13 protein-coding genes and 2 pseudogenes are annotated in these 12,139 nt (G+C 70.0%); 7 read left to right on the forward strand and 8 right to left on the reverse strand.

All coding sequences use genetic code 11. The annotated features are described in order from the left end of the window. Window positions 1-28 precede the first annotated feature (28 nt). From AC07DS_RS42140 to AC07DS_RS42150, 3 genes are all read left to right on the forward strand, one after another. A complete protein-coding gene (locus AC07DS_RS42140; RefSeq protein ID WP_479154065.1) occupies window positions 29-1,750 on the forward strand; it encodes a DUF2264 domain-containing protein in 1,722 nt (573 codons plus the stop codon). Between the two features lie 126 nt (window positions 1,751-1,876). Continuing rightward, window positions 1,877-2,245: a VOC family protein gene (locus AC07DS_RS42145; RefSeq protein ID WP_479154028.1), complete on the forward strand. Its 369-nt coding sequence runs from the start codon at window positions 1,877-1,879 to the stop codon at window positions 2,243-2,245. Between the two features lie 67 nt (window positions 2,246-2,312). Beyond that, the gene (locus AC07DS_RS42150) at window positions 2,313-3,140 is read left to right on the forward strand and encodes an isocitrate lyase/PEP mutase family protein (RefSeq protein ID WP_479154029.1); all 828 of its coding nucleotides are present in this window, start codon (window positions 2,313-2,315) and stop codon (window positions 3,138-3,140) included. On the opposite strand, the gene AC07DS_RS42155 is transcribed toward AC07DS_RS42150, so the two are convergent. Both AC07DS_RS42155 and AC07DS_RS42160 read right to left on the reverse strand, forming a co-directional pair. Beyond that, complete coding sequence (locus tag AC07DS_RS42155; protein ID WP_479154030.1) at window positions 3,074-3,790, reverse strand: alpha/beta fold hydrolase; 717 nt, start codon at window positions 3,788-3,790, stop codon at window positions 3,074-3,076. The genes AC07DS_RS42150 and AC07DS_RS42155 overlap by 67 nt on opposite strands. After that, complete coding sequence (locus AC07DS_RS42160) at window positions 3,783-4,367, reverse strand: TetR-like C-terminal domain-containing protein (RefSeq protein WP_479154031.1); 585 nt, start codon at window positions 4,365-4,367, stop codon at window positions 3,783-3,785. Before AC07DS_RS42160 ends, AC07DS_RS42155 begins: the two co-directional genes overlap by 8 nt. Window positions 4,368-4,451: 84 nt before the next feature. On the opposite strand from AC07DS_RS42160, the pseudogene AC07DS_RS42165 reads away from it, so the two are divergent. Further along, window positions 4,452-4,682: pseudogene (locus tag AC07DS_RS42165) on the forward strand (hypothetical protein); the annotation flags it as partial. On the opposite strand, the pseudogene AC07DS_RS42170 reads toward AC07DS_RS42165, so the two are convergent. Together AC07DS_RS42170 and AC07DS_RS42175 are read right to left on the reverse strand one after the other, a co-directional pair. Further along, a pseudogene (locus AC07DS_RS42170) lies at window positions 4,681-4,881 on the reverse strand (transposase); the annotation flags it as partial. The pseudogenes AC07DS_RS42165 and AC07DS_RS42170 sit on opposite strands and share 2 nt — an antisense overlap. Before the next feature lie 197 nt (window positions 4,882-5,078). Continuing rightward, window positions 5,079-5,954, reverse strand: coding sequence for a LysR family transcriptional regulator (locus tag AC07DS_RS42175; protein ID WP_479154032.1), 876 nt, complete (start codon window positions 5,952-5,954; stop codon window positions 5,079-5,081). A 122-nt stretch (window positions 5,955-6,076) separates the two neighbouring features. Here AC07DS_RS42175 and AC07DS_RS42180 point away from each other — a divergent pair, with 122 nt between their 5' ends. Together AC07DS_RS42180 and AC07DS_RS42185 are read left to right on the forward strand one after the other, a co-directional pair. After that, the gene (locus tag AC07DS_RS42180) at window positions 6,077-7,075 is read left to right on the forward strand and encodes an NADP-dependent oxidoreductase (protein ID WP_479154033.1); all 999 of its coding nucleotides are present in this window, start codon (window positions 6,077-6,079) and stop codon (window positions 7,073-7,075) included. Then, complete coding sequence (locus tag AC07DS_RS42185; protein ID WP_479154034.1) at window positions 7,072-7,473, forward strand: nuclear transport factor 2 family protein; 402 nt, start codon at window positions 7,072-7,074, stop codon at window positions 7,471-7,473. Before AC07DS_RS42180 ends, AC07DS_RS42185 begins: the two co-directional genes overlap by 4 nt. A 263-nt stretch (window positions 7,474-7,736) precedes the next feature. On the opposite strand, the gene AC07DS_RS42190 is transcribed toward AC07DS_RS42185, so the two are convergent. The 3 genes from AC07DS_RS42190 to AC07DS_RS42200 are packed head-to-tail and all read right to left on the reverse strand — an operon-like array spanning window position 7,737 to window position 10,308. Further along, on the reverse strand, window positions 7,737-9,278 hold the full coding sequence (locus tag AC07DS_RS42190) for a hypothetical protein (RefSeq protein ID WP_479154035.1): 1,542 nt from the start codon (window positions 9,276-9,278) through the stop codon (window positions 7,737-7,739). Next, a complete protein-coding gene (locus AC07DS_RS42195) occupies window positions 9,275-9,466 on the reverse strand; it encodes a DUF397 domain-containing protein (protein ID WP_479154036.1) in 192 nt (63 codons plus the stop codon). The genes AC07DS_RS42190 and AC07DS_RS42195 overlap by 4 nt, the downstream gene beginning before the upstream one ends. Further along, window positions 9,463-10,308: a helix-turn-helix domain-containing protein gene (locus AC07DS_RS42200; protein WP_479154037.1), complete on the reverse strand. Its 846-nt coding sequence runs from the start codon at window positions 10,306-10,308 to the stop codon at window positions 9,463-9,465. Before AC07DS_RS42200 ends, AC07DS_RS42195 begins: the two co-directional genes overlap by 4 nt. A 115-nt stretch (window positions 10,309-10,423) precedes the next feature. On the opposite strand from AC07DS_RS42200, the gene AC07DS_RS42205 reads away from it, so the two are divergent. Further along, window positions 10,424-10,822 carry an ATP-binding protein gene (locus tag AC07DS_RS42205; RefSeq protein WP_479154038.1) on the forward strand — a complete coding sequence of 133 codons (399 nt, stop codon included), beginning with the start codon at window positions 10,424-10,426 and terminating at the stop codon, window positions 10,820-10,822. On the opposite strand, the gene AC07DS_RS42210 is transcribed toward AC07DS_RS42205, so the two are convergent. Next, on the reverse strand, window positions 10,815-12,131 hold the full coding sequence (locus AC07DS_RS42210; RefSeq protein ID WP_479154039.1) for a jacalin-like lectin: 1,317 nt from the start codon (window positions 12,129-12,131) through the stop codon (window positions 10,815-10,817). The two genes, AC07DS_RS42205 and AC07DS_RS42210, sit on opposite strands and share 8 nt — an antisense overlap. Window positions 12,132-12,139: the final 8 nt, after the last annotated feature.

The following is a 12,139-nucleotide window of genomic DNA, read 5'->3' on the forward strand; positions in this document are numbered from 1 at the left end:
CCCGCCAGGAAGGACAGCCACCGCCGTGATCGAACTGCCCGCCGACGACCGCTCCGCGAGCCCGTACACCGGCTGCACCCGCGCCCACTGGGAGGCGGCCGCCGACGCCCTGCTCGCCGCCGTCGAGCCTTACGCCACCGCCGACCGCGCCCTCTACCACCTGCCCGGCGACCATGTGAGCCACGCGGGCCACCTCTCCGACGGACTGGAGGGATACGCCCGGACCCTCCTGCTGGCCGCCTTCCGCCGCGACGAGACCGCGCTCGGCCGCTACGCCGAGGGCCTGGCGGCCGGCCCCGGAGGTGTCTGGCCGCAGATCACCGACCGCAGCCAGCCGCTGGTCGAGGCCGCTTCGATCGCCCTCGCCCTGCGGCTGACCCGCCCCCTGTTGTGGGACCGCCTGGACCCATCGGTGCGCGAGCGGACGGCGACCTGGCTGACGGACGCGCTCACCGCCGAACCCTGGCCCTGCAACTGGGAGTTGTTCCCGGTCACCGTCGGCGGCTTCCTCGCGGAGATCGGCCACGAACCCGAGGCCGCCCGCAAGGCGATCGACCGCGGTCTGGAGCGCATCGAGGACTGGTACGTCGGCGACGGCTGGTACACCGACGGAGACGGCCGCAAGTACGACTACTACAACGGCTGGGCCATGCACCTGTATCCGGTGCTGCACGCCTGGCTGGCCGACGACCCCGAACTGCTGGAGCTGTACGGCGGCCGCCTCGAACGCCATCTCGTCGACTACGCCCGCCTGTTCGGCGGCGACGGCGCGCCCATGCACCAGGGCCGCTCGCTGACGTACCGGTTCGCGACCGCGGCCCCGCTGTGGCTGGGCGCGCTCACGGGCCGTACGCCCCTTGCGGCGGGCGAGACACGACGACTGGCCTCCGGAGCGCTGAAGTACTTCCTGGACCGCGGTGCCGTGGACGCGGGCGGTCTGCTGACGCTCGGCTGGCACGGCCCCGACGAGGCCGTCCTGCAGACCTACTCGGGCCCCGCGTCGCCGTACTGGGCGAGCAAGGGATTCCTGGGGCTGATCCTGCCTCCCGACCACGAGGTCTGGACGGCGGCCGAGGAACCGGGGCCGACGGAGCGGGCGGACGCGGTGACTTCGGTCGTCGGCCCCAACTGGATTCTGCAGTCCACCCGTTCGGACGGCGTGGTCCGCCTCCACAACCACGGCAGCGAGGACATCCGCTACGACCCCTACTACACGCGGTTCGCGTACTCCACGGTCACGCGGCCCCTCGGGTCCCCGCCCGACAACATCGTCATGGTCGGCGGCGACCCGCTCCGCACGGGCATTGTGCCCCTGGGCGTGGGGAAGGACTGGGCGGCCTCCCGGTACAGGGTTGGCTCCGGGGCGGAGGTGACCAGCCTCGTCGTCGCCGACGGTGCGGTGGAAGTGCGCGCCCATCTGGTCGCGGGGGCGGACCCCGGCACCGAGGTGCAGGTCACCGGATGGGTGCCCTGGGAGGACGGGCGGGCCGAACTCGTCCCGGTCCACGGCCTGTCGGGCGGCTTCGCCCTCTCCGGTACGACCGGCGACACCCCCACCCTGTTCGTCGCCCTCGCCCGGCTCACCGCGGAGCCCGACCCCCTGCCCCTCCGTGACCTGGCGGCCGTGGAGGTGCGCGGGGACTACGACCTGAGCGTCCGCTGGCTGGTCTCGGGCGAGGTCAGGACCTTCCGGTTCACGGCGCCGGACGGGCGATCCGCAGGGCCGTCGTGGTCGGTGACGCCCCGCTGAGCCTGGTCGCGTAGGCGGTGACGTGTCGTGCGTCGTGCAGATGTCATGCCTTTTGGTCGCCGCCGGATCCGGAGAGGTTGCCAAACTCGTTTTGCATAGCTCGGGGCGCCCACCAGAATCCGAGGCATGACTTCCAAGATCAGGCACGTGACGATCGACTGCGCCGACGCCTACGCCCTCGGCAGCTTCTGGTCCCAGGCCCTGGGCCAGCCCCTGCACGAGGACGACAATCCGGGGGATCCGGAGGCTCTGATCGAGGCCGCCGGCCTGCTCTTCGTGACCGTGCCGGACCCCAAGACCGTCAAGAACCGCGTCCACCTGGACCTCCAGCCGCAGGACCGCACCCGTGACGAGGAGGTCGAGCGGCTGCTCGCCCTCGGCGCGACGCAAGTAGACGACCAGCGGCGGCAGGACGGCACCGGCTGGGTGGTCCTCGCCGACCCCGAGGGCAACGAGTTCTGCGTGGAACGCAGCGTGGCCGAACGCGGGGCGTAGGACCCGGACGGCAGCCGGTCCGCACAGTTCGGCCGGGGCCGAAACGACCCGCCCCTAGCGTGGGCGTATGACCGCAGAGACCGCAGAGACCGCAGAGCCTGCCGCGACATCCTTCGCCGGACTCCACCACCGCCCCGGCGAGCCGCTGCTCCTGCCCAACGCCTGGGACCACGCCTCGGCCGCCGCACTCGCGGCCCGCGGGTTCTCCGCGATCGGCACGACCAGTCTCGCCGTGGCGGCGGCCGTCGGACTGCCCGACGGTGAGGCCGCGACCCGGGAACACACCCTGCGTCTCGCCCTCACCCTCGGCTCGGAGCCTTATCTGCTCTCCGTCGACACCGAGGACGGATTCTCCGACGATCCCGGCGAAGTCGCCGAACTGGCCCACCAGTTGTGGGCCGTCGGGGCAGTCGGCATCAATCTGGAGGACGGGCTCGGGCCGACCGCCCGGCACGCCGCGAAGATCGCCGCGGTGAAGGCCGCCGTGCCCGGCCTGTTCGTCAACGCCCGCACGGACACGTGCTGGCTGGGCGACGGCGACGAGACGGACACCCTGCGCCGCCTCGACGCCTACCGGCAGGCGGGCGCCGACGCGGTGTTCGTGCCCGGGCTCACCGACCCCGGCCGGATCGCGGACGTCGTCCGGCACGTCGACGCCCCGCTCAACGTCCTCTACACACCCGCCGGACCCACCGTGCCCCAGCTGGCCGACCTGGGCGTCCGCCGGGTCAGCCTCGGCTCCCTGCTCTACCGGCGGGCGCTCGGTGCCGCCCTGGACGCGGTGGCCGACATCGCGACCGGGCGGGTGCCGGGCGGCACCACACCCTCCTACGACGAGGTGTGCGCGCTGGAGAGGAGCGTGTCGGCGAGGGCGTCGGCGAACTCCACGGGGTGATCCAGGGTGCCGAGATGCCCACCGGGGAACTCCGCCAAGGGGCTGCCGAGCCGGTCGGCGAGCAACCTGGCCGTCCGATCGAGGAGTTGGCCGCGCGAGTCCGCGCCGACGGCGAGGGTGAGGCGGTGTTCCGGGGCGGTGGGGGAGGGGACGTAGGTGGTGAACGGGCGCAGGACATGGGCGAGGAAGACGCCCATCGGGGTCGCGTCGGCGCCCTCGGCGGGCGGTCGTCCGGGACCGTCCAGCGCACCGATCAGCTCCTCCCGCCGCTCCCGGCCGTCCGGCAGCACCATCACACACGGCGGTTCGTGCGCCACCACGTGCGCCGGCCGCCGCGGGTGCCGGGCGAGCAGGTCGAGAACGGCGATGCCGCCGGCGCTGGTCCCGAACACGTAGGCCTGCTCGGCCGGGGGCAGGACCGCCTCCAGCACCCGGTGCGCCCCCTCGCTCCAGTCCGCCGGGTGCTGGTCCGGGACCGGCAGGCCGAGCCGGCCATGGGCGAGGCCCAGCGGGTCGAACGTCACCACGGTGAAGCGGTGCGCCAGCCGCTCGGTGAGCGGGCCGAGCCCCATGGGGTGCCCGGCACCTCCCGGCACGAGCAGGAGCACGGGTCCGCTGCCCGTGACGTCGTAGGACAGGGACTCAGTCATCGTTGCTCTTCTCCCGGGGCCAGTGTGTGAGGGCGAGGTGCAGGGCATCGACCGCCTTGTCCCAGGAGACCTGGACGTCCCGGGCCGCGCCGAAGCCGCCCGCGGACTCCAGGGCGCAGTAGCCGTGGAAGGTACTGCGCAGCAGGCGTACGGCGTCCGTGAGATCCGGCTCGTCGAGGCCGTAGGCCCGGAGCATGCCGTAGGTGATCTCGGCCGTGCGGCGCATGGCGGGGGAGTCGGCGATCAGGGCCTGGTCGATGCGGATCTGGGTGGCCGCGTACCGGCCCGGGTGGTCGAGCGCGTACGCCCGGTACGCGCCCGCGAACGCGGCCAGCGCGTCCTTCCCGGCCCGGCCCGCCACGGCCACCGCGATCCGGTCGATCAGTTCGCCGCCCGCGTGCAGGGCGAGCCGGGTGCGCAGGTCGTTCAGGTTGCGGACGTGCGAGTACAGACTCGCGTCCTTCACCCCGAAGTGCCGGGCCAGCGCGGACAGGCTGACGCTCTCGAAGCCCACCTCGTCGGCGAGGTCGGCGGCGGCCGCGACCAGTCGGTCGACGGTGAGTCCCGCACGGGCCATCTGACACCTCCTCCTTGGTTACCTAGGGTGAATCCTAGAGTATCTAGGTTCAGGTGGTCACTCCGCTTGTCGTCCGCCGATGCTTCGGTGCACATCGACCCCGCCGTCTGGAGCCCGCTCATCTACAACTTCCGCCACTATCACGGTCTGGCACCGGAGGTCGGGTACGGCTTCCGCTCAGAAACGGTGAATACAACGACCCGTGCCGCTGGGAATACGGAACCGCGCTTGACCTTTGAACGCGGTGGCACGGTCCGCGTCAGCGCCTCTCGCGCGCGGCCGTCCAAGCCTTGTCCGAACGAGAAGGTGCGGTGATCAGCCGTTTGTGGGCGGTCTGGAAGGGGCCGAGCTCGTCGGGCAAGTCCCGCAAGGGCAAGTTGGTGCGGTACTTCCACGCGATGGCCTCAAGGGTGCGGCGGTGGTCGGCCCACCGCCGTCCCCGGACCGGATCGGCCGGCATCAGCGGCGCAATCCGGTCCCACATGACATCGGTGATCACTAATCGGACGGACACATCCCATCAACTGATCAGCACATCAAAGAGGCACGCGCTAGGTGTATTGATCACGAGCGTTGTTAATGCCGGTCGGGCTTGATCATGGCGAAGACCTCCGGTGTGGTGGAGCTGTCTAGCAACGCACCGCACGGAGGTCTTCGTGTCCCACCGTAATGCCCGGCTGACCGTTCACGGCAGGCGGCTGCTGGTCCCGGTCAGGCTGCCGGGGCGGTCAGGACGGCCTTGGCCGCCAGCCGGAGATTCCTGATCATCGGATTCGGGTCGCCCTTGCGGCTGACCAGGACGACTTGACTGGGGGGAGCGCCCTCGACCGGGACGGTGATGAGGTTGGGACGCAGTGAGCTACGCCGATCGCCGACCGGTAGCACGGCGATCGCCCTGCCGCTCGCGACGAGTTCGAGCTTGTCCTCGTAGCTCTCGATCGGCGGCACGCCGACCCCGAGGATCCGGTAGGAAGTCCAGTCCGCGGTCTCGAACGCGCACGGCGCCGCCTCCTCGCCGACCAGTTCTTCCGCGGTCACCGACGCGCGGTCGGCCAAGGGATGGCCGCGCGGGACCACGAGCATCCGGGGCTCCTCGTACAGCGGGGTGGTGAACACGTCGTCGACGGCGAGCGGCAGCGGGGCCCGCGCGATCAGGGCGTCGACGCGCTTGTCGGACAGCGCCCCGACGTCGCGGCAGCTCAGGTAGCGGGTGGCGATCTCGGCGTCCGGGTAACGGCGGCGCAGTTCCCGCACGGCAGCAGTGATCACCAGGTCTTCGACGTAGCCGATGGCGATTCGTTCGGTCTGGGCTTGTTCACGCACAGCCAGCTCGGCCTGGCGGGCGGCCTGCAGCAGGGCTTGGGCCCTGGGGAGGAACGTCTGGCCAGCCGGAGTGAGCCGCGTGCCCTGGGGGGCGCGGTCCAGCAGTCGTGTGCCGAGATATTTCTCGAGCCGTTGGATCTGGCGGCTCAGCGCCGGCTGGGCCACGTGCAAGTCGGCGGCGGCCCGGCCGAAGTGCTGGTGCGCCGCCACCACGGTGAAGTAGCGCACCAGCCGCAGTTCCAGGTCCTGTCCGGGATCGTTCACCCTTCCAGCGTACGCATCATGCCGTTTCGGAATGACCGGGTTGCCGAACCGGTCTTGGACGGCCATGCCGTCCTGGGCCTTGACTGAAGGAGCAACGTTTCCCCAAGAAAGCGACAGGCGCGATGAAGGCGATCCAGTTCCACGAAGCGGGCGGGCCGGAAGTTTTGCAGTATGACGAGGTGCCGGTTCCCGAGATCGGCCCGGGCGAGGTGCTCGTCCGGGTGCACGCGGCGGGCATCAACCCGCCGGACTGGTACCTGCGTGAGGGGATGAAGGTCATGCCGGCCGAGATGAGGCCGGCGCTGGAGTTCCCCCTGATCCCTGGAACGGACATGTCGGGCGTGGTCCAGGCGGTTGCTCCGGACGTGCTGGGGTTCGCCGTCGGTGACGAGGTCTTCGGCATGCTGCGGTTCCCCGGATTCGACGGCCGGACTTACGCCGAGTACGTGGCCGCGCCGGCTTCGGACCTGGCTCACAAGCCGGCCGGTATCGACCACGTGCAGGCGGCTGGGGCGCCGATGGCCGTGCTTACGGCCTGGCAGTACCTGGTTGATCTCGGCCACGACGTGCCGTCTGTTTTCACCGGCCAGGTGCACCAGCCGGTGCCGATCACGCCAGGGATGACCGTGCTGGTCAACGGGGCCGCCGGTGGAGTGGGCCACTTCGCGGTGCAGCTGGCGAAATGGAAGGGGGCACACGTCATCGCGGTGGCCTCGGGCCGGCACGAGCAGTTCCTGCGCAAGCTCGGCGCCGATGAGTTCATCGACTACACCACGACGCAGGCCGCGGACGTGGTCAGCGGCGTCGACCTGGTGATCGACACCGTCGGTGGCCCGGACAGCTCACGCTTCCTGACCGTGCTCAAGCGCGGAGGCACCATGCTTCCGGTGTTCTTCGCCCAGTACGACCCGGAAGAGACGACGCGTCTGGGCATCACAGTCTCGAACATTCAGGTACGTTCCAACGGCCCACAGCTCGCCGAGATCGGGCGCCTGTTCGACGAGGGCAAGCTCCAGGTCGGGGTGGACAGCACCTACCCGCTGCCCGAAGCGGCCAGCGCACACATGCGAGCCGCGCAGGGCCACATCCAAGGCAAGATCGTGCTGACGGTGGAATCGTGATCGCCGAACTCCAGAAGGCGGTGGCGAACTACGCCCACGCCCTGGACGAGCTCAATGTGCCCGAGCTGGAAGCGGTCCTGACCGAAGACACCACCTGGACCTTCACGATGCCCGGACAAGGAGTGCTCGGCCCGGTCGTCGGACGCGCGGCGGTGCTCGACTTCATCCGTGACGGACACACGGCCCAGACCGGAAGGGTGCGGCACCACCTGGGCAATGTCGTGGTCACGACGACGGACGCCGCCACCGCTGAGGTGCGGGCCTATCTGGTGCAGACGAGGAACACCGGCGAGAGCATCCAGATGATCTCGACCGGGGTCTACACGTTCGGCCTGCGCCGGTCCGACGGTGGGTGGCGGATCGCCGAGCTCACCCTGACGCTGGACAACGCCTTTTAGGGCGGGGCTAGGTGTATTGACCCGCAGCGGCGCGGTCGCTCGGTACGTCGCCGAACGCGGCGGCGATCTGCTTCAACGTCAGCAGCCAGGAGACCGTCAAGCCGAGGCCGCGACCAGCACCTGATGATCCCGGGCTGGCCGTACTCGTTCGTCGCCGCCCTGGAGACAGGCCGCACCCCCTCGTGTCAGCTCCTCGATGCAAATCCGTCAAACGTCCCGAGACGCTCATCGAACGCGACCAGGCCGGACCATAAAGAGCAAGCTCAGGCGCTGCAGCGCCTGCTGCCGGCGGCGGCCAACTGCACGTCCTCCGCCCGCACGCGCAGCGCATGGCGGGACGTGTCCTCGCCCCGGGCCGGGTCCGGGTCCCAGAGCCAGAGGGTGTCACCGCTCGCCTGGAAGACGAGGACCGGGTGGGTCGTCGGTACCGGCCCGTTGATGACCGGAATCCTCGGGTTGAGCGGTGCGACGCAGACGAGTTCGCCCCGGATGCCGAAGTATGCGGCCGGGTAGCGTTTCCCGGCCGTGGCGTCCGTGATCGTTCTGTCGGCGGCCCGGTCCACACCGGTCAGCGCCTCGATTGCCACGGAGAGGACCGCGACCAGCACCATCAACGGCAGGACCCATCGGACGAGCCCGTTCGTCCCCGTCTGGAGGTTGAAGTGACGGGCCCAGCCGCCCATCGCGATCAGCACCAGCGAACACGCCAGGGCCAGCCCGAGCGGCCGCAGCGCCACGGCGTACTGCCAGTAGAAGGCCACGTGCACCGAGTCGGCCGGGATCCCGAAGCGCTCCTCCAGGTACATGGAGTGCAGATACGAACCGGCCCACGGCAGCACGAAAGGCAACGGCGCCGCGAGCACGGGCAGGAACCACTGCATGTTGCGGCTGAACCAGGACTCGCTCAGGGCGTACCAGAGGCCGAAGGCCGTGAACCCGAGGAGCAGGGTTAGGAGGATCCCGGCGAACTGTCCGGACAGTCCCGCCGGCTGGGAGTCCCCCCACATGAACCCGAAGGCGGTCAGGCCCCAGACCAGGGCCACGCCGATCCCGAGCCGGACGAGCCACGGGCGGGGCTCGTTGGCGGACACCCACGTGCCCACCGGCCAGCACATGCCGAGCGGCCAGGCCAGCACCAGGAACCGCCAGGGCGTGGTCGACGCCCCAAGGACGATGCCACACGCGAGACTGACGAGTACGACCACACCGATGACGGCGAACTGCAGCGCCTTACGGTGTCGGTCCGTCGATCCGTCGCGGGGCCGGGGACCGATCGCCCGACGGATGTCGTGCGCATCGGGGTCGAACGGGGCGCCGCCTATGTTGCGCCCGCCCAACTCGGCGAGCGCGCGGTCGCGTTGCTCTTCGGTGTACTCGCCGCGCAGATGCAGCGTATGGCGTACGTCCCACCCGCCGACGGCTATCCAGTGCTCGGCGAGCCACCGCAGAGCGGGGCTCGCGCCGTCCGGCACCTTGTGATGGACGTGGTACGTCGTGTTCGGCTCGGCGGGCCTGGGACGTACGAGCTTGGCCTCGCGTACCCAGACGTCCAGCTTCCGTCGGGCGGCGAGTGTCGTCACCTGCTCGCAGGCCATCGACCTGGCCGTCAAGCGGGAGCCCCGGAGCGGGACTTCGACGACCAGCGCGGAGTATCCGTTCTCCGCGCTCACCGCGTCGCCGTCCCGCGCCGGGCGTACTCGCCATCCCTGAGCGGCGAACACGCTCTCCGCCAGCTCCAGTTCGTCCCGGTCGTCACGTACTTCGACGACCAGCCGCACCCGGCGGTTGAAGGGCTCCGGCCTCACCCGCGGTCGCGGGCGGCGAACGCCACGAACTCCGTCCAGGAGGCCGGGGTGAGGGCGAGCCGGGGGCCGGTGGTGTTCTTGGAGTCGCGGACGTGGATGGTGGTGGGGCAGGTGGCGACTTCGATGCAGTCATCGCCGGAGCTGCCGCTGTAACTGCTCTTGAACCAAGCCAGTTCGGTGGTGGTCATAGTGCTCCTCGCATCTGCTCCAGCAGGCTCCGGGAGTCCTCCGGGGGCAGAGCCTGTGAACGCAGTTTCGCACAGCGCATGTGGAGCACGCTGATCTTCTTCGCGTCGGTGATGAACTGGCTGTTCTCCTGCCCCTCGCAGTAGGCGAACCACTCGTTGTCCGGCGTCTCCAGCAGTCGGATGGGGCCGTCGGTGCCCGCGTGATTGCCGCGTGACATCGGCATCACCTGGAACTCGATGTTGCGCGCCTCCGTCGCCTCCAGGATGTGGTCGATCTGCTCGCGCATGACCTCCGCGCCGCCGGTCTGCCGCAGGATCACATGCTCCTCGGCGATGAAGCTGAACGCCGTGTTGGGGCGCTCCCTCAGCAGCGACTGGCGTTCAAGACGAGCGGTTACTTGAGCCTCGATCTCCGAGTCGCTGAGCATCGGCACTCGGTCACGGAACAACGTTCGCGCATACCCCTCCGTCTGCAACAACCCCGGCACCAACCGGTTCTCGAACGTGTACAGACTGATCGCCTGCTCCTCCAGCTCCGCCCACTGCCGGAACCACGAGGCCAGCCCCTTCTCCCTGGTCGCGTGCTTGTACACCCCCTTCAACACGCCGAACGCGTCCAGGACTTCCTCCGCCCGCTCCACGAACACCCGGGGCGGAAACCGCCGCCCCTGCTCGATGGAAGCGATCGTGCCCGGCTGGTACCGGACCAGCGGCGCGTACTGCTCCTGCGTGTAACCCGCCCGCCTGCGAAAGGCCTTGTGTGCCGCGCCGAACGCCTTCAGGCTGTCGGACGGTTCGGGCTCGTTGGTGGACTGCTCGATGCTGATGGTGCTGTCGGCCATGTCGACCAATGGTCACGGAACGTCACGGTGACTGTCCAGAGCGTGAACTCGTACAGTGCGCAGCGTACGAGTTCTGTCGCTGGTCGACTCCCGTGCCCGGCGGGACGGTTGGGGCATGCAACGTACGTTCACCCAGCTCTTCAGCGCGACACCGCACGGCGCCCGGCAGGCGCGGCTGCTGGTCGCCAATCGGATGCATGTGTGGGGGTTCGCACACGGGAGCAGGGTGAGCGACACCGTCACGCTTGTCGCCGCCGAACTCGCCGCGAACGCCGCACGACACGGTCGGGTCCGGGGGCGCGGCTTCCGCGTTCGGTTGCTGCTGGAGGGGGACGTCGTGCGCGTGGAGGTGCTGGACGCGCGCGTGGAACGGCTCCCCATGCGGGCGCAGGGGGAGCCGGACGAGGGCGGGCGCGGGCTGCTGATGGTCGAGGCACTGGCGCAGAAGTGGGGTGTGGAACTCCGCCCGGACGGCCTGCACAAGACGGTCTGGGCGGACCTCCAGCTCAGCTGATCGGCGCGTACAGCACCCCCATCTTGTCGATCTCGTCGCCGGAACGGCCGGTGAAGCCGACGATCTGCCAGCCGGACGGCGCGGTGAAGGTGACGGTGTCAGAGGTCGCCGTACCGGCGGAGAGAGTGCGTCCCTTGTCCGTGCCGAAGGCGGCCGAGAAGATCCGGGTACGGCCGCCCTTCTGGCCCTCCGTCAGCTTCACCGAGGTGAGGTGCTCACCGGAGGCCAGGGTCAGGGAGGCCGCCGTGCCGCCCGTGCCGCCGTGCCCGAGGACCGTGCCGTCGTCATGGGTGAGGGAGACCGCGTCCAGTCGGGCGTCACCGCGCAGGGTCAGCGTGCGCGGAGCGAGCCCGGCCGGGAGGTCGTCGGCGTCGTCGAAGGCCGTGCCGTGCGGGCCGCCGAAGAAGTCGCTCGCGCGGAGCTTCGCGTTGAGGGTGTAGGCGAAGTCGACGGTGTGCGGGAAGTGGTCGGAGAGGTTCCCGCCGGCGGCGTCCAGGAACCTGGCCCACTCGTCGTTGTAGCGGGTCGCGTTCAGGGAGACCAGGTTGCTGCCGCGATAGAGGACCTTGTCGACCACCTCGCAGTCGTTCGGCGGCGCCGACGTCGGGCACAGCAGCGGGTCGGCGCCCTGGGTGGGTGCCGTACCGCCCTTCACCAGCTGCACCCACGCGTCGGTCAGCCCGTTGTCGTCGACGAGCGTGCGGATGTTGTCGCCGGCGCGGGTGTAGCGGGTGTTGGTGTCGCCCATGACGATCACCGCGTTGCCTGCCGAGTTGGCCTTGATGAACGCCGACACCTGGGCGATGTTCGCGCGACGGGCGGCGAGGGCGTCGTCGGTGTCGTCGGCGTTGGGGTGCAGGTTGTAGAGGTCGACGAAGACGCCCTCGGCCAGGCGTACCCGGGCCAGCGTGAAGCCCTTCGGGGTCAGGCAGTTGGTGCCGGTGCAGTCGTTCCACTTCACCCGCTCGAAGTCCTCGAAAGGGTACTTGGAGAGGGTGTTGAGGCCGTCGCCGATACCGGCTCCGCCGCTGGTGGCCGTGCGGTACGGGTGGTTGTCGCCCGCGTAGAGCGCCGCGTGGTAGTTGAAGTCCTCCTGGACGTTCACGATGTCGTAGCCCGCCAACCGCGGTGAGATCAGCGGGGTGTTGGTGGCTGGGTGGCTGGAGCTGAGGCCCTCCGGGAGGCCGGCCACGTTGTACGTCAGCACGTTGAACGTGCCGGTGGTCGAGGCCTGGGCGGTGCCGGTGGAGGCGGTGAGTCCGGCGATGGCCAGGGCGCCGGCCGCCAGTGCGGTGAGGAGTCGGCTCATGGGTCGTA

The sequence above is a fragment of the Streptomyces sp. NPDC044064 genome, assembly GCF_056434245.1.